Genomic DNA, 16866 nt, shown 5'->3' with positions numbered 1-16866 from the left:
ACGTTAAGGATGATTACAATGGCAGATTTATTTGAAAACCCAGTAGGCTTGCAAGGGTTTGATTTTGTCGAATTCGCCTCACCACAACCTGAAGCAGTAGAAGCGCTTTTTGAGCAGCTTGGTTTTACCCATGTCGCCAATCATCGATCTAAAGATGTCTCTTTATACCGTCAAGGTGACATCAATCTTATATTAAACCGTGAGCCAAGAAGCCAAGCCAGTTACTTTGTAGAAGAGCATGGGGCAGGAGCTTGTAGCATGGGTTTTCGTGTGAAAGACTCCAAAAAAGCTTACGAGCTGGCAATTAAAAATGGTGCCCAGCCAGTAGAGGTACCGACAGGGGTGATGGAGTTAAGACTTCCTGCTATCAAAGGTATCGGCGGCTCACTGATTTATCTGATTGATCGTTTTAAAGATGGTGAGTCTATCTATGACGTCGATTTTGAGTTCTTCCCAGATGTAGATAAGTATCCGGTTGGTCATGGCTTCAAGGTTATTGATCACCTGACCCATAACGTTTACCGTGGGCGCATGGCTTATTGGGCAAACTTTTATGAGCGCATCTTTAACTTCCGTGAAATCCGCTATTTCGATATTAAAGGCGAATATACTGGCCTGACCAGTAAAGCCATGACGGCGCCTGATGGCAAAATCCGCATTCCGTTAAACGAAGAATCAAAGCAGGGCGGCGGACAAATCGAAGAGTATCTAATGAGCTTCAATGGTGAGGGTATTCAGCATATTGCTTTAGCCAGTGATGACTTATTTGCCAGTATCGATAAACTAAAAACGGCGGGTATACCGCTTATGACCGCGCCAACGGCCGCCTATTATGAAATGCTGAGCGAGCGCTTACCGAACCATGGTGAAGACGTCTCTGAATTACAAACGCGCGGCATCTTACTCGATGGTACTACCGAGGGCGGCACACCGCGTCTGCTATTACAGATTTTCTCTGAAACTATCTTAGGTAGCCCAGTATTCTTTGAATTTATCCAACGTAAAGGCGACTATGATGAGGGCTTTGGTGAAGGTAACTTTAAAGCACTATTTGAATCGATAGAGCGCGATCAAGTGCGCCGCGGCGCTATCGGTCAGTCTGAGACAGAAACCGAAACAGAGTAAACTTATCCACCAAACAAACATGGCAAGGCAAAAGGCGATTTGTCTTGCCATCGTTCACGCTGTAGTATCGAACATATAGCGTTATTAAAGTACTGACACAAATAAAACGGATATACGGAAAAAGGAGCATCGGCATGGAACGCCAAAACAAACAACCCTATCTCTCGCATCAACCTGATGCCAATGGTCACATTCACTACAGTGATGATGAGCATGCCATGTGGCAAGCGCTGCTCGAGCGTCAAGCCAAACATACACCCAACCGCGCTTGCTCAGAATATCTAGAGGGACTTAAAAAGCTCAATCTACCGTCAGATCGTATCCCGCAATTGCACGATATCGATGAAGTGCTACAAGCGACGACAGGTTGGCAAACAGCCGCGGTGCCTGCTTTGATTAGCTTTGGTAAGTTCTTTAAACTTTTGGCCAATAAATCCTTCCCTGTTGCGACCTTTATCCGCCGCTTTGATGACATGGATTACATCGAAGAGCCGGATATCTTTCATGAGATTGTCGGACACTGTCCGCTACTGACTCATCCTGCTTTTGCTACCTTCAATGAAACTTATGGCAAGCTTGGTCTTAATGCCAGTAAAGAAGAAAGGCTATTTTTGGCACGTCTTTATTGGTTTACCATTGAGTTTGGTTTGGTCGGGCAAACGCAGGATACCCGCCGAATTTATGGCGGCGGTATTTTGAGCTCACCATCTGAAACCATTTATGCGCTCAGCAACGAGACTCAAAACCAGTCAAACCCTCAATCCCATCATCAACCTGAGCACCGAGCCTTCGATTTGCTAGATGTGTTACGTACCCCTTATCGTATTGACCACATTCAGCCTATCTACTATGTTATTGATGATTTAGATACGCTATTTGATATCGTGAATAGCGATATCATGGGAGTGGTCAAGCAGGCGATGTCACTTGGCATGTTTGAGCCAACATATCAGGTTGAAACCAGTTGATCATTTAATAATCGATTACTTAATCAACGAACGACTTTACCAAAAGTACTGCAACATAGATTGTTTAAGTAAACAATCATGTCAACATAGACGTGCATTTAATAAAAACTTAATAGTTAAAATAAAAGGAATTTACTATGACAACATTATCTCAAGCCAGCTGCGAAGCCTGCCGTATCGGTGCCCCAACAGTCGAGGAAGGTGAAGCACGTGAGCTGCTGCAACAAATACCTGATTGGTCACTCATTGAAGACAATGGTATCAATCAGCTACAGCGTCAATATAAATTCAAAAACTTTGTCACCGCTATGGCGTTTGCCAATCAGCTTGCAGATATTGCAGAAGCTGAAGGTCATCATCCTGGCATATTGGTAGAGTGGGGCAAAGCGACGGTTACATGGTGGTCACACAGTATTAAAGGTCTGCATCGCAATGATTTTATCATGGCAGCCAAGACAGATAGTCTATATGGTCAATAATGAGTATAGTAATAATCAAAGCGACTTAGTAAACTTACCACATTAAAATCCAACCCCAAACCAATTTTAATTGGTCATTTAAGGATGTGTGATGCCGCCACAAATACTTACTCAGTTTTCACCTAGACTCGCATTTACTATCGCCATCACTGTCATCGCTATTATGGGTATCACCATGATCGGCTTTGGCTGGGTACCTCATTTGTCGTTGATACTTGCTATCTGTGTGCTATTGGCTATTGGACTATTCAAAGGTCTAAGCTTTGATGACATGCAAGGACAAATGGCCTCGGGCGTAATGCGCGGTATCGGTGCTATTTATCTGTTTTTCTTTATTGGTTTGATGGTTGCTGCACTTATGATGTCTGGCGCCATACCGACACTGATGTATTTTGGCTTTGAGCTGATATCACCAGAGTTTTATTACATCTCAGCCTTTGTACTTACCTCGATCATCGGCATTGCACTGGGCAGCAGTTTGACCACTGCGGCGACCTTGGGCGTGGCGTTTATTGGAATGAGTAATGCGTTCGATGCCAATGTCGCTATCGCTGCTGGCGCTGTGGTATCAGGGGCGTTTTTCGGTGATAAAATGTCGCCATTATCTGATACCTGTACCATCGCTTCATCAGTCGTAGGTATTGATTTATTCGAGCACATTCGCAATATGATGTACACCACGGTACCTGCTTGGATACTGACGGTCATACTGTTCTGGTTCTTCTCAGGACAAACTGTCAGTGGTGATTTGAGTCAAGTAACAGTTTTGCAAGGACAGCTGATCGAAAGTGGTTTGGTACATGGTTATGCAGTATTACCGTTTGTGGTACTTGTAGGGTTGGCCTTGTTTCGGGTTAATGCCATCTATACCATTATTTGTACCATTGTTGCGGCATTGATTGTCACCTATTTGCACAGTTCACCGAGCCTTGGACAACTAGGAGGATACTTCTTTGCAGGCTATGCGCCCGCTGAGACATTGGAGCTTGGAGAAGTTGGCGGTATGCTCTCACGTGGCGGCGTACAAAGCATGTTCTTTACTCAGATGATTGTGATATTGGCACTGAGCCTTGGTGGCTTGCTAAGCGCTTTAGGTATCCTGCCAGCGCTGCTATCAGGTATCAAAGACACTTTGACCAGCTCGGGGCGCGCAATATTTGCCGCGGCCATGTCAGCACTAAGCATCAACGTGCTGATCGGTGAGCAGTATTTAAGTATCTTACTCTCAGGTACCGCGTTTCGTCCGATATTTGAGCGCTTAAACTTACATCCAAAGAACTTATCTCGTACCATCGAGGATGCAGGTACAGTCATCAATCCACTCGTACCTTGGAGTGTGTGCGGGGTATTTATCAGTCAAGCATTAGGCGTGCCAGTACTGGATTATCTACCTTATGCGTTTTTCTGTTATTTATCGCTACTGTTGACGTTGTTATTTGGTTTTACGGGGCTTACCATTAGTCGTAAGGATGGCACCAAAGTATCCGCTCGATAGTTAAGTTTTAGTGACGATTCTATATTTTGCTAATGCTTACTTAAACCAATAAAGCCGTCCCAAATTTTTGGTGACGGCTTTATTGGTTTTGAGTCAGTCAAAGGCTGATTTTAGGCTATCTAACAGTTTTGCTATCTGTCTATCTCACTGTCTAACCTAACAATGTCATTATCTAACAATGTCATTATCTAACAATGTCATTATCTAACAATGCCACTATCTAAGGCTTTCGCCCAACTCTTACATTCACAGCGCACGCACCGCTGATCTGGTTTAATAATATAATCGACATAACCACAATGCATGCAAGCATAGCAATGCTTTGGGTCTATCTCGTCAACTGCTTGGTACTGCTTAGGAAAAAGTGGCAAACCATACTGTGTTTCATCGGGCGCAAATAGCAATAAACTAAATGAGCCATCAGTTTCTAATAAGCCGACACGTACCTGGCCTAAGTGTTCAACCCCTTGTTGGCGCATTTCAGCAAAAAATTCGTCATGTGACATTTTGCCTCTTTTAATTTTATCCAGTACTAACGTGCCATCTTCGACGATATAAAGCGACTTTCCTTCCAAAAGATCCTCAAAAGGCTGATATTTCATCATCATCCAAGTGCAGAGTCGATACATGATAATCACAATACTCATGATGAGCAGTGCTTGAATGATGGGTAAGTCCTCGGTAAACATCGGATCACCAGCGATAGAACCTAGTGACAAAATAATCGTCAGCTCAAAAATAGACAGCTGCCGGACACCGCGTTTACCAGTAAAACGTAAAAATATAATAATCATGCTAAACATTACTACTACGCGTATCACGATTTCGGCGGCAAATGCCCAAGTAGTGTCATGAATAAAGATGCTTGCCAGATCCATGTATGTTTATCCTTTTTTAGTGATCGATTATTATTATTAATCATGCCATCGTTATTACTACTGCCTTCAATTAAAGTCATGCTTTGCTGCAATGGTTTCACGTCATAAATAGAGCCTATGACAAACCGCTACAGCGTGTTTGAATGACTGCCGCATTATAAATCAATATCTTTATACCTTATAACGTAAAGCAATATAAAAGCTAAAAATAAGGATTAAAAAATAGGGACTAAAAACATAGATATTAAAAACATAGCTACTAAAAAAACAAAACGTTCGAACATAGATGAGTTTTCCTAACTTACTCAAAAGCCTAGGAATCGCTTGCAATATTGATGAATTTAAATTACCTTATACGTAAGTAGTTAATCTATACGTAATTTTATATTTGTGATTTATCTATAATTATTTGATAAGATTTGTCTTTTATCACAGTGATTTTTACAAAAATAGTTTTTAAACCAATTAGCTAGCAAGGAGCCACCTATGTCAACGAGTGACAAAAACCTTTCCTCATTTCTCGATATCGCAAGCGATTCTGATTTTTCTATCCACAACTTACCTTATGGCATCTTTAGTGACACTGCCGATGGTAAGCGCCGTGCTGGTGTCGCCATTGGTGAGCACGTTTTAGACTTAGCGGTACTTGAAGCCGAAGGCTTACTTAAATTAGAAGGCGGTAGCTATTTTGATCAGCCGACATTGAACGCCTTTATTGATTCTGGTCGGAATAATTGGACTAGCGCGCGTAGCACCATTCAGACCCTGTTATCTGCTGACACGGACACGCTACGTGATAACCAAGACTTGCAAGGTAAGGCGTTATTTAAGCAAGCCGATGTCACGATGCATCTGCCTGTTCATGTGCCTGGTTACACTGATTTTTATTCGTCCAAAGAGCATGCTACTAACGTTGGTACGCTGTTCCGTGATCCTGCTAATGCGCTATTGCCTAACTGGACAGAGATGCCAGTCGGCTACAACGGACGCGCCAGTACGGTCTTTGTGACAGGTGCTACAGATATCATTCGTCCGTCAGGTCAGCTCAAGCCCAATCCAGATGAGCGTCCTATTTTTGCGCCTTGTAAGCGTCTTGACTTTGAGCTTGAAACCGCCTTTATCGTGGGGCAACCTAACAAAATCGGTGAGCCAATTTCTATCAAAAACGCATGGGATCATATTTTTGGTATGGTGCTGTTTAACGATTGGTCAGCCCGTGATATTCAAAAATGGGAGTATGTGCCATTAGGTCCTTTTAATGCCAAAACCTTTGCTTCAGAGATATCTCCTTGGATTGTCACCTTAGATGCGCTAGAACCTTTTAAAACGTCAATTCCAAACCAGGATCCCAAGCCATTGGCTTATCTACAAGAAACAAAATCTGATAACAGCTTTGATATCAATTTGTCAGTAGAGTTGCTTCCAGAAAATGCGGAGAGCGCTACCGTCATCTCTGAAACCAACTTTAAATACATGTATTGGTCGATGGCGCAGCAATTGACGCATCACACCATTACTGGCTGTAAAGTTGAGGTCGGCGATATGATGGGCTCAGGTACTATTTCAGGACCAACGCCAGATTCGTACGGCTCAATGCTTGAGATTGCTTGGAACGCGACCAAACCTGTTGAGCTCGAAGGCGGGAGCACACGTACCTTTATCGAAGATGGCGATACGGTCATTATGAAAGGCTATAGTGAAAAGGATGGTATTCGAGTCGGCTTTGGTGAAGTACGCGGAAAGGTGCTACCAGCTTTAAACTTTGATTTTGACGTATAAAATTTACACAGTATAAGCGCAAAACAGTCAATAGCTGTTATTAATATGAATATTATCAATAGTTTCATCGTTAATATAAACAGCTACTTGGCTTAGGTTGTATGCCAAAAACACTAGTGAAAGCATTCCTCTTAGGTTTTGCGCCTTATCAAAAGGATATTGATATGAGTTTTAAAATAGAAAAAATTCACCACGTAGCCTATCGCTGCAAAGATGCTAAAGAAACCGTAGAGTGGTACAAAAAACACTTAAACATGGACTTCATTTTAGCGTTCGCTGAAGACCATGTGCCTTCTACCAAAGCCTTTGATCCCTACATGCATATCTTTTTAGATGCTGGTAACGGCAATGTATTGGCATTTTTTGAAGTGCCCAATCAGCCTGAGATGGGGTTTGACCCTAATACCCCAAGTTGGGTGCAGCACTTAGCACTTAAAGTTAAAGACCGTGACGAGCTTATGGCTGCCAAAGAGCAGTTAGAGTCTGCTGGCATCGATATTGTTGGTGTGACCGATCACGGTATTTTTCACTCTATTTATTTCTTTGATCCCAATGGCCATCGCTTAGAGCTGACCTATGATGACTCTGCCTCAGAAGCAAAAATCTCGATGATTACTGAAGAGATGAAGCAAGAAATGCTTGATGAATGGTCACGTACTAAACGTGCACCAGCTCATACGCAGTTTTTGCATGCCGAAGAGTTAAAAGAAGCTAAAGAGCAAGTACCTGTAGGGGAGTAGGTATCGCTTCATACTAAGCTTTAATAGGTATTAATAGTGAGAACTCAATCATCAAGAAAGGACTCTACGATGAAAACCAAACTATCTACTAGAATCGCTCTGGCTACCGTAATTACTATGTCTGGGCTATCATTATTTGGATGTTCTGATAATGATCAAGCTACATCAGCCAATGGTGCCCCAAATGATGTGACGACGCTTAGGTTCTCACATTTTATGACAGCTAACGATAATATGAATACTGAAGGCTTTGAGCCATGGGCCAAAAAGATTGAAGAAGAGTCAAATGGTCGTCTAAAGATTGAAATTTATCCTTCCGCTACTTTGAGCAAGCCGGGCGCCACCTACGATGCTGCGGCAAAAGGCACCGTAGATATTGGTATGCAAGTGCAGGGCTATACCGCTGGACGCTTTCCTTTGACTCAAGTCGTAGAGCTACCAGGCATATCCAATACAGCAGAGCAGCAGACCTGCATTCTATATAAACTCTACGACGATGGAATTATTTCAGATGAATATGAGGACACTCATCTGCTTGCTTTAATGGGTTCAGGACAGGGAGCGCTGCATACTGTTGACAAGCCTATACGTACGCCAGCAGATATGAAGGGTATGCGCATTCGTCAACCATCTGTGGTTGCCAGTCACATTATCGAAGCTACTGGTGCAGCGCCCGTCGGGATGCCCGCCAGTGATACCTACACTTCGCTACAGCGCAGCGTCATTGATGGTCTAGCTTTCACTTGGCAACCTATACAAGCTTTTCGTCTTGATGAGCTACTTAACGCACACACCAATATACCTTTTTATAACTCTACCTTTGTAGTCACCATGAACAAGGATAAATACAATAGTCTGCCTGATGATCTCAAAAAGGTGATTGATGATAATTCAGGACTAGTCATGTCAGATCGTATCGCCAAAATATTTGACAAAAGTAACGAGGAAGCAATGGCTGCCGCTCGTGCCAAAGGCGATACGATGATAGATATTCCAGATCCTCTAAATGATCCTGAGTGGCAAGGTCCATTACTCGAGGGTACGCAGAGATATCTAGATGAATTAGCGGCCAAAGGCTTGGATGGTCAAACCGTTTATGAAAAAACCAAAGTGGCCAGCACAGCCTGTCTGTAAAGTTTAACTATCTCTGATAGATTAAATGAGCGATTTTTGCAGATACACTAATTAGTAAAATAGCTAAGTAATCTGATAACGCTTAGCTATTGCTAATATTCTATCCCTGACTTGCTGATTATCTAATGGAAGTTGTTCAGCAGTACCGATAATAGTGAGCGCATATTCTAATAGCACATCGTTAGTAGATGAGTCGATATCGTTAATATCTTTAGACTGCGGTAAAATGACGGGTATGCTAATGGCATTAATCCCCATTAGCATATCTCCAGCAACCGTGGCATAACCTTGCGTACGAATATCGGTTTGCAGTTTAGTAAACGCTTGCCATTTAGCAGATAGTTCAGCGTTATCAGGCTTGGTAGTGGGAACGGCAGCCAAAATATTAATATCTCCTTGCCACTCTGCAAGCACCAAAGGTTTGATAATAGTCTCAGGCTGATAGCTGGCAAACAGTCTACCTGTCGCAGAAGACGCCAGCGGCATACGTGAGCCTATACGAGTAATGATACTGATCGGACTGTCCGGCTCAAAAGAATGAATAACGATGGGCCCTTCACTGAACCACTTAGCGATTTGTACCCCGCAGTTAATGGTATCTTTGATTTCAGTCGCCGCATGGGTTAGGCGCTGCAAAATATTGTTTTGATCGAAGCTATTGTGTCCCAGTGCATTGACTCGGTTACCGAGCCCGTAGCGTCCATCGCTCAGCTTGCGTGCATAGTCTTTACGAATGAGACTGACCAAATAACGATGCACTTTTGCAGGGTGCATTTGCATCGCTTCAGCAATGTCTTTTAGCATCATAGGTTTATGGTAATCTATAAGCACATCTAGTACAGAGAGACCAATCTCAAGTGATTGAATACCGCCTTGATTCTTATTTACTGCTGTTTCTGTTGATGACATCGATGACTCAGTTGAATAAAAAAACGATTTGATGGTTAGGTTTGACAGGTTTACTACCATGGCTAATTATATAGGTAATAAAGAGCGTTTGGTATATATAGAAAAACGCTCATTACTAATAATACAGTGATAAGTTTGGCCGAATTTTTTGAATGGAATCATGTGTTGCTCAATATCTACAGCTCAGCACTTACAACGACATAGGCAGGAGAATAACTATGATGACACTTTATGGCTACTTTCGTAGTGGCACTTCACACCGTACACGTATCGCGTTGAACCTAAAGGGTTTAGATTACGATGCAATCTCTATTAATTTGGCAAAGGATGAGCAGTCTGAGCCAGTATTTAAAGCTATTAATCCGCAAGGCCTAGTACCAGCCTTACAGACGGACGACTTATTGCTTTATCAAAGCCCAGCTATTTTAGAGTGGTTAGAAGAGGTTTATCCGCACAATCCATTATTGCCCAAAGACGCTGCTGGCCGTATGCAAGTACGAGCGCTAAGTGCGATGATTGGCTGTGACATTCACCCGATTAATAACCGCCGTATTTTGCAATACCTACGCAATGAGTTGTCAGTTGACGAGGATGAAGTGTTGGCATGGTGTCAGCGCTGGATAGAGGAAGGCTTTGCTGCATTAGAGACGTTACTGGCAAAAGATGAGGCGCGCGGCAAATTCTGTTACGGTAACAGTCCAACGTTTGCAGATTGCTATCTAATCCCGCAAGTCTATTCAGCTCGCCGCTTTAAGGTGGATTTAACACCTTACCCAAATATCATGGCCATTGATGAGCACTGCCGTACGCTCCAAGCATTTTTTGATGCAGATCCTATGAATCAGCCTGATGCACCGCATTAAGAATAACGCTTAAATGCGTTCACCGCTGATTTAACTATTAATTATTTTATTGTCATTCATTTCATTAAGCCGATAGCTATTTTGTTATCGGCTTTTTGCTGTCGTTTTATGACTGATAGAATGTTTTTTTAAGGTAATGCTTTTGATTAGACTATCAAAGAGCGTGAATCATTAGGCTTAATATCAGTACCTACTGTCCAATCCTTCAATCCAATGTCTCAATTTGAGATATAATCTTAATACTTGAACAAGAGTTTTTATTAATAAGACGATCAGCGTCGCCACAATAATGCGCAAACCGTTTGCCAGTTTAGATAGGCTTATACAGTTTGCATAATTAAATGAAAGCGATAGTCAATCAGCTTTTGCTGCTTTTGTATTTACATGAGATAAAAATTATAAATGATGAAAACCGAAACCAGTAAGCCCCTTGCGTTTAGAAGATATCCATCGACGACTGCGCTGCAATGTTTTGAGACGGCCGCGCGGCATCTGAGCTTTACCCATGCCGCGCAAGAGATGCATATGACACAAAGCGCCATCAGTAAGCAGGTTGCGCAGTTAGAGGAGATGTTAAACATTTCACTCTTTTATCGTACGCCGCACCGGATTTCATTGACGCCAGCTGGCAAGACTTATTACCTTGAAGTGCTAGAGATTCTCAAGCATATTGAGGTGGCGACCACTAGTTTGATGTCACATAGTGATAATACAGAAGTGCTCAAAATTGTCTCACATCCCACGTTTTGTTCACGCTGGCTGATACCTGCGCTAAAAGGGTTCAGCCAAGAGCATCCGTTGATTAATATAGATATTAAAGAGCTGGCTGAACCCTTTTTTTCTGAGGATCAAAACGTCGATATTGCTTTTTTATATGGTGATGGCATTTGGGGCGGTATGGAGGCGATTAAGCTGTTTGATGAATATTGTGTGGCGGTCTGCCAACCAGAATATTTGTATGATAAAAATCAAGATAAAAAATTTTGTACGAGCAATGCAGACGATTGCACCTTGCTACAGTTGAGCTCACGTCCAAGTGCTTGGTATGAGTATTTTAAACAACAAGACATTAGTATCGATGGGACGTTTGTCGGTCCGCGTTTTGATACTTTTCACGCGTGCATTGCTGCTGCCCTGCTTGGTTATGGTATCGCACTCGTACCCCTGCGGTTGGTTGCTCCTGAGTTGCAATCAGGGGCGCTAGTGACAGCATGGAATTATGCATCAAAAGGACGGGGCTCTTACTATATAACTTATCCTTTATCTTTGGGACGTTCCCACAAGGTAAAAGTCATTTTAGAATGGATCTCAGCGTATCTTGAAACCTCTAACCAGCATGAGAATGCGATAGATTTTGTGTTTTAATCGTTGAAATGGTTTTATATTTACCCTTATCGGCAAGTCTATGTCGGACTCTACCCAAAGACCTTTCTTTATTCAAAACTTGCTTTTTATCTAAAGCATATCCTAAAGCGCATCGCTAAACTTAAAATCAATATGTAAACATATATGTCTTAGCAAAGAGGAGTGATTTTTCTTTGCTAACTCATGTATTAAATCTAACATTCTATCGGCAATGACAAAAAGGAATGAGCGCATAACTATTATTCGTTTGCTGAGCAGGCAGGGTTTTGCTCAAATCAGTGACAAGCGTCAAATAAAATTTCTGAGATTTTAACAAGGATGTCTATCTGTGAATCATACGTTTATAAGTCGCGATGATATTCGCCACGAGTTTTCTATGGCGATGTCGACCATGTACCAAACCGAAGTCCCACTATATGGTGATTTGCTTGATTTGGTTGCTAAAGTGAATACTGAGGTGCTAAACCAAAACCCTGAGATTAAAGAGCAATTGGCGCACACCGGAGAGCTTGATAGACTCAGTATGGAGCGCCACGGTGCGATTAGATTGGGCACAGCGGACGAGCTTAGCATGATGCGTCGTCTCTTTGCTGTCATGGGTATGCACCCTGTGGGCTATTATGATTTGGCACCTGCTGGCGTGCCCGTTCATTCTACGGCTTTTCGAGCCATTGATGCGCAAGCATTAAATCAAAGCCCGTTTCGTGTATTTACCTCTTTACTGCGCCTTGACTTGATTAATGATGAAGCATTAAAACAAGACGCCATAACTGCGTTAGCCAACCGTCAAATCTTTACCGATAATGTCGTTAGCCTGATTGAGCGCTTTGAAGCGCAGGGCGGTTTGACGGCAGAGGAAGGCGAGAAATTTATAAAAGAGGCTTTAGAAACCTTTCGCTGGCATGATAAAACACCGATTTCAAAAGAGCTATATCAACGCTTATTAGCGCAGCACGGTCTCATAGCTGATGTGGTCGGTTTTAAAGGCCCACATATCAACCATTTGACTCCTAGAACGCTGGATATAGATACCGTACAGCAAGGCATGCAGGCAAAGGGCATCCCGCCAAAAGCAATTATCGAGGGGCCGCCAAAACGGGAGTGTCCGATTTTATTAAGACAGACGAGCTTTAAAGCATTAGAGGAAGCCGTTCTTTTTAAAAACCCAAACGGCGAGTACGAACAGGGTCATCATACCGCACGCTTTGGTGAGATTGAGCAGCGCGGTGTGGCATTAACACCAAAGGGTAGAGCGCTATATGACGAGCTGCTTAGCCAAGCACGCAGTCAATTAGGCGCGACTCCGAACGCAGACAATGCCTCGGAGTATTATCAAATTTTAGAGAGGGCGTTCGACGCGTTCCCTGATGATTATCAAGCCATGCATAATGAGGCGCTCGCTTACTTTTATTATCAAGCAGTCGATAATGCTGCAGATGTAGACAGTGCTATGCTTCATTTAGAAACCGTTGATGCACAAACGGTCGATTCAAAACAAGTAGTAAACGCTTTGATTGAGAAAGGCACTATCCGGATTGAACCTATCGTTTACGAAGATTTTCTGCCTGTTAGTGCCGCTGGTATTTTTCAATCTAATCTTCAGCAAGGCAAGCAAAGCAACTATGATGGCAATTCAAATCAGCATGAGTTTGAGCAAGCGCTTGGCGCTAGTATCTATGATGAGCTGGCGTTATATGAAGAGATACAAGCTCAAAGCTTAAAAGACTGCATAAATGCTTTAAACAGTTTTGTATAGGAGTACGGGTGTATATAAAACAGCTATGGCCGAAGGGCTGTTATGTATAACAAATACATATAGCGGTTTTATTTATTCGCTATTCCAAAATGGAATGACTGTAAGAAATTTATTATTTTGCAAGTTATCGCGTTGCAAGGTAGCTTAAATATCTATTAAGGATATTACAAATAACTATACAAGGGATTGAGTATGATTGAGCAATACATGTCTGCCATGGGTGTCAAAGAAGAGCAATATCAACATGGCGATTTTGAAGTCAATACGCCTATAGACGGTACGGTTATTGGCAAAATAACCTTAGATAGCGTCGATGAGGTTAATAATAAAATCCAAAATGCCAAAAAAGCGTTTAAGGAGTGGCGGGTCGTTCCTGCGCCCAAGCGTGGCGAATTGATTCGTCTGCTCGGTGAAGTGCTGCGCGAGCATAAAGAAGATTTGGGCATGCTGGTGTCGTTTGAAGCTGGCAAGATCAAAGAAGAAGGCCTAGGTGAAGTACAAGAGATGATCGATATCTGCGACTTCGCTGTCGGCGTTTCACGTCAGCTCTATGGCTTGACGATTGCCTCTGAGCGTCCAGGTCACCATATGCGTGAGACGTGGCATCCGCTTGGTGTTATCGGTGTCATCTCTGCGTTTAACTTCCCTGTGGCAGTATGGTCTTGGAATACTGCGCTGGCCATCGTCTGCGGTAACCCTGTAATTTGGAAACCGTCAGAGAAGGCACCTTTGGTCGCTTTGGCCTGTCAAGCCATGTTTGAAAAAGCCTTGGCAAAGTTTGGTGAGGCACCAGAGCATCTATCTCAAGTGATATTGGGTAAGGTAGATGTTGGTAATGCTTTAGTTGAAAACAAAGACGTGGCTTTGGTGAGCGCTACTGGAAGCACGCGCATGGGTAGAGCTGTCGGGCCAAAAGTTGCCGATCGTTTCGGTAAATGTTTACTAGAGCTTGGTGGTAATAACGCTATGATCTTGGCGCCGACAGCCGACTTAGATCTTGCGTTACGTGGCATTATATTCTCAGCGGTTGGTACAGCTGGTCAGCGTTGTACCACATTACGCCGTCTCTTTGTCCATGAATCTATTAAAGACGATATTTTACCACGTGTAAAATCTGCTTATGAGACCGTCAGTATTGGTCATCCCTTAGAAGGCAATTTGGTCGGTCCACTGATTGATGAAGACAGTTTTAACAACATGCAAGCCGCGCTAGAAAAGGCTCGAGAAGCAGGCGGCACAGTCACAGGCGGTGAGCGTGTCTTAGCAGACAAATATCCTGATGCTTATTATGTCACGCCTGCCATTGTAGAGTTTGATGAGCAAAACGACGTTGCTAGAAGCGAAACCTTTGCGCCGATTTTATATGTCATGACCTATAAAGACTTTGATGATGCTATTGAGATGCAAAATGATGTTCCGCAAGGGCTCTCGTCATGTATCTTTACCAATGATTTGCGTGAAGCTGAAACTTTCCTCAGCGATCGTGGTAGTGATTGCGGCATCGCTAACGTCAATATCGGCACTAGTGGCGCAGAGATTGGCGGTGCGTTTGGCGGTGAAAAAGAAACAGGCGGTGGACGTGAGTCAGGCTCTGATGCATGGAAAGCTTATATGCGTCGTCAAACCAACACCATCAACTATTCGACAGAGTTACCACTTGCCCAAGGTATTAGCTTCGGTTAATACAAGTGTGTGCAGTCAGTAATTAAAGTTTCGATTTAATTTGTAGCTTCTATATAGATTGATTGAATATATATTGCTCAGCACAAAACATTACGTACAAATCGCTGGACACCAACTGCCAAGTATACTCCACGTAGGCTTGGCAGACTAAAAATAATAAGCAACTAAGGATTGGTTGCAAGACCTATTGACGACTACTAAGGAAGGTAGATCTATTATGATAGATGACAAACCGCACGACCCCGCGAACGACGGCTATGGTCCGTCTTCTAGTTTCTTGCTTGATATTGCCCCTCTAGTATTGACTGCCATGATTCTTATGGTGCAGTTTTTCGTATTTAAAGACTTTACCCCGCATATACCGCTGGCTTGCGGCATTTTGATCACTGGCTTATTTATGAAGATGCGTGGCCGCGACTGGCGAGGTATGGAAGAGCGATTTTTAAAAGTTATTAAGATAGGCTTACCGGCGATGATTATTCTAATGGGCGTCGGTATGCTCATTGGCTCATGGATTATTGCAGGGACAGTTCCGACCATTCTTTATTACGGTTTTAGTATTTTTTCTCCTTCCTCATTCTTATTTTCAGTCTGTATTATTTGTGCCATTATTTCTGTCGCCACCGGCACCTCGTGGGGCACAGTCGGTACGGTTGGTCTCGCGATGATGGGTATCGGCATGGGACTTGGTATTCCAGCGCATTTTACAGGCGGCGCTATCGTCTCCGGTGCTTTTTTTGGGGACAAAATGTCGCCATTGTCAGATACTACCAACCTAACTCCTGCTGCTGCAGGCGTTGAGCTTTGGGATCATATTAGAGGTATGCTGCCGACGACCGTCCCAGCGATGGTTACTGCTTTAGCGATTTATGCTTGGATTGGCATGGGTTATGGCGATGATAGTATTGATTTATCTTCTATCCGAGCCTTACAAACAAGCCTAGCTGACAACTACAATTTAAGTATTATTACCTTACTGCCTGCGCTTGTGGTTGTTATCGCGGCTGTCATGAAAATGCCAGCAATACCGACTGTGTTAGGTGGTGTCGTCGTGGCATCATTGATTGCGTTTTTTCTGCAAGGCGTTGGAGTTAGTGAGATTTTTAACGTTTTACAAAATGGCTTTGTCAGTGAAACGGGTTTTGACGTTGTTGATCAGTTGCTATCAAAGGGCGGCGTCATGTCGATGACATGGGTCATTACCTTGACCATTTTCGCACTCGCTTTTGTCGGTTCGCTTGAGCATTACGGTACACTAAAAGCCATCATGGCAAAAATCAACCATTTCGTGAAGTCACGCTTAGGTCTGATTTTTACGACTTACGGTAGTGTCCTTAGTGTAGGGACCCTTATCGGAGACGTTTATACGACTTTGGTATTACCAGGACGTTTATTAAAAGAGAAATATAAAGAGATGGGCTATAAGCGCACAACGCTAACACGCTCTATCGAAGACAGTGGTACGCTATTGTCACCGCTTATCCCGTGGAATATGGGTGGTAGCTTTGTCGCGGCTACGCTTGGAATTGCGACATTAACCTATGCACCTTTTGCATTTGCCTGTTGGTTGTCGCCTTTATTTGGCTTATTATGGGCGTTCCTTGATAAGTTTATACCGCGTGAAGAGCCAACCGTAGAAAAGCTCGACACTGACACTTCTTCTGCTAATTCAATTAGTGAAGTGTGATAAAG

Annotated in this window: 14 protein-coding genes; 12 read left to right on the top strand and 2 right to left on the bottom strand. The window is 43.1% G+C overall.

The window, feature by feature from the left end; genetic code table 11:
- Nucleotides 1-18: 18 nt before the first annotated feature.
- From hppD to ACS8FB_RS02915, 4 genes are all read left to right on the top strand, one after another.
- Nucleotides 19-1125: a 4-hydroxyphenylpyruvate dioxygenase gene (hppD, locus tag ACS8FB_RS02930; RefSeq protein WP_439260924.1), complete on the top strand. Its 1107-nt coding sequence runs from the start codon at nt 19-21 to the stop codon at nt 1123-1125.
- A 134-nt stretch (nt 1126-1259) separates the two neighbouring features.
- Complete coding sequence (gene phhA, locus ACS8FB_RS02925) at nt 1260-2093, top strand: phenylalanine 4-monooxygenase (protein ID WP_439260923.1); 834 nt, start codon at nt 1260-1262, stop codon at nt 2091-2093.
- A gap of 137 nt (nt 2094-2230) precedes the next feature.
- The gene (locus tag ACS8FB_RS02920; protein WP_299219637.1) at nt 2231-2572 is read left to right on the top strand and encodes a 4a-hydroxytetrahydrobiopterin dehydratase; all 342 of its coding nucleotides are present in this window, start codon (nt 2231-2233) and stop codon (nt 2570-2572) included.
- Nucleotides 2573-2663: 91 nt separating this feature from the next.
- The gene (locus ACS8FB_RS02915) at nt 2664-4067 is read left to right on the top strand and encodes a Na+/H+ antiporter NhaC family protein (RefSeq protein WP_299219640.1); all 1404 of its coding nucleotides are present in this window, start codon (nt 2664-2666) and stop codon (nt 4065-4067) included.
- Nucleotides 4068-4267: 200 nt separating this feature from the next.
- On the opposite strand, the gene ACS8FB_RS02910 is transcribed toward ACS8FB_RS02915, so the two are convergent.
- The gene (locus tag ACS8FB_RS02910; protein WP_439260922.1) at nt 4268-4945 is read right to left on the bottom strand and encodes a DUF421 domain-containing protein; all 678 of its coding nucleotides are present in this window, start codon (nt 4943-4945) and stop codon (nt 4268-4270) included.
- Between the two features lie 486 nt (nt 4946-5431).
- Here ACS8FB_RS02910 and fahA point away from each other — a divergent pair, with 486 nt between their 5' ends.
- The 3 genes from fahA to ACS8FB_RS02895 all read left to right on the top strand — a co-directional run bounded on the left by fahA (nt 5432) and on the right by ACS8FB_RS02895 (nt 8598).
- Nucleotides 5432-6724, top strand: coding sequence for a fumarylacetoacetase (gene fahA / locus ACS8FB_RS02905; protein ID WP_439260921.1), 1293 nt, complete (start codon nt 5432-5434; stop codon nt 6722-6724).
- Nucleotides 6725-6888: 164 nt separating this feature from the next.
- Complete coding sequence (locus tag ACS8FB_RS02900) at nt 6889-7464, top strand: VOC family protein (protein WP_439260920.1); 576 nt, start codon at nt 6889-6891, stop codon at nt 7462-7464.
- A gap of 69 nt (nt 7465-7533) precedes the next feature.
- Nucleotides 7534-8598: a TRAP transporter substrate-binding protein gene (locus ACS8FB_RS02895; protein ID WP_439260919.1), complete on the top strand. Its 1065-nt coding sequence runs from the start codon at nt 7534-7536 to the stop codon at nt 8596-8598.
- 63 nt (nt 8599-8661) lie between these two features.
- Here ACS8FB_RS02895 and ACS8FB_RS02890 read toward each other — a convergent pair whose 3' ends face one another.
- Nucleotides 8662-9507, bottom strand: coding sequence for an IclR family transcriptional regulator (locus ACS8FB_RS02890; protein ID WP_439260918.1), 846 nt, complete (start codon nt 9505-9507; stop codon nt 8662-8664).
- Nucleotides 9508-9728: 221 nt separating this feature from the next.
- Here ACS8FB_RS02890 and maiA point away from each other — a divergent pair, with 221 nt between their 5' ends.
- From maiA to nhaC, 5 genes are all read left to right on the top strand, one after another.
- A complete protein-coding gene (gene maiA, locus ACS8FB_RS02885; RefSeq protein WP_439261292.1) occupies nt 9729-10370 on the top strand; it encodes a maleylacetoacetate isomerase in 642 nt (213 codons plus the stop codon).
- A gap of 402 nt (nt 10371-10772) precedes the next feature.
- The gene (locus tag ACS8FB_RS02880; RefSeq protein WP_439260917.1) at nt 10773-11735 is read left to right on the top strand and encodes a LysR substrate-binding domain-containing protein; all 963 of its coding nucleotides are present in this window, start codon (nt 10773-10775) and stop codon (nt 11733-11735) included.
- Nucleotides 11736-12063: 328 nt separating this feature from the next.
- A complete protein-coding gene (gene hglS / locus ACS8FB_RS02875) occupies nt 12064-13491 on the top strand; it encodes a 2-oxoadipate dioxygenase/decarboxylase HglS (protein ID WP_439260916.1) in 1428 nt (475 codons plus the stop codon).
- 192 nt (nt 13492-13683) lie between these two features.
- Nucleotides 13684-15174 (top strand): L-piperidine-6-carboxylate dehydrogenase, encoded by a 1491-nt coding sequence (amaB, locus tag ACS8FB_RS02870; RefSeq protein ID WP_439260915.1) that lies wholly within the window; start codon nt 13684-13686, stop codon nt 15172-15174.
- A 217-nt stretch (nt 15175-15391) separates the two neighbouring features.
- Nucleotides 15392-16861 carry a Na+/H+ antiporter NhaC gene (gene nhaC, locus ACS8FB_RS02865; RefSeq protein ID WP_439260914.1) on the top strand — a complete coding sequence of 490 codons (1470 nt, stop codon included), beginning with the start codon at nt 15392-15394 and terminating at the stop codon, nt 16859-16861.
- Nucleotides 16862-16866: the final 5 nt, after the last annotated feature.

This window comes from Psychrobacter sp. 1U1, from assembly GCF_051847535.1.
GTDB lineage: Bacteria > Pseudomonadota > Gammaproteobacteria > Pseudomonadales > Moraxellaceae > Psychrobacter > Psychrobacter saeujeotis.
The sequence above is the reverse complement of the archived record's forward strand: the minus strand, read 5'-3'. Positions and strand labels throughout refer to the sequence as shown.

Coding starts and splice junctions, on each gene's coding strand:
- ACS8FB_RS02895 (WP_439260919.1), top strand. CDS start 7,534: ATGAAAACCAAACTATCTACTAGAATCGCTCTGGCTACCGTAATTACT.
- nhaC (WP_439260914.1), top strand. CDS start 15,392: ATGATAGATGACAAACCGCACGACCCCGCGAACGACGGCTATGGTCCG.
- hppD (WP_439260924.1), top strand. CDS start 19: ATGGCAGATTTATTTGAAAACCCAGTAGGCTTGCAAGGGTTTGATTTT.
- ACS8FB_RS02900 (WP_439260920.1), top strand. CDS start 6,889: ATGAGTTTTAAAATAGAAAAAATTCACCACGTAGCCTATCGCTGCAAA.
- amaB (WP_439260915.1), top strand. CDS start 13,684: ATGATTGAGCAATACATGTCTGCCATGGGTGTCAAAGAAGAGCAATAT.
- ACS8FB_RS02890 (WP_439260918.1), bottom strand. CDS start 9,507: ATGTCATCAACAGAAACAGCAGTAAATAAGAATCAAGGCGGTATTCAA.
- ACS8FB_RS02920 (WP_299219637.1), top strand. CDS start 2,231: ATGACAACATTATCTCAAGCCAGCTGCGAAGCCTGCCGTATCGGTGCC.
- ACS8FB_RS02915 (WP_299219640.1), top strand. CDS start 2,664: ATGCCGCCACAAATACTTACTCAGTTTTCACCTAGACTCGCATTTACT.
- ACS8FB_RS02880 (WP_439260917.1), top strand. CDS start 10,773: ATGATGAAAACCGAAACCAGTAAGCCCCTTGCGTTTAGAAGATATCCA.
- ACS8FB_RS02910 (WP_439260922.1), bottom strand. CDS start 4,945: ATGGATCTGGCAAGCATCTTTATTCATGACACTACTTGGGCATTTGCC.
- phhA (WP_439260923.1), top strand. CDS start 1,260: ATGGAACGCCAAAACAAACAACCCTATCTCTCGCATCAACCTGATGCC.
- fahA (WP_439260921.1), top strand. CDS start 5,432: ATGTCAACGAGTGACAAAAACCTTTCCTCATTTCTCGATATCGCAAGC.
- maiA (WP_439261292.1), top strand. CDS start 9,729: ATGACACTTTATGGCTACTTTCGTAGTGGCACTTCACACCGTACACGT.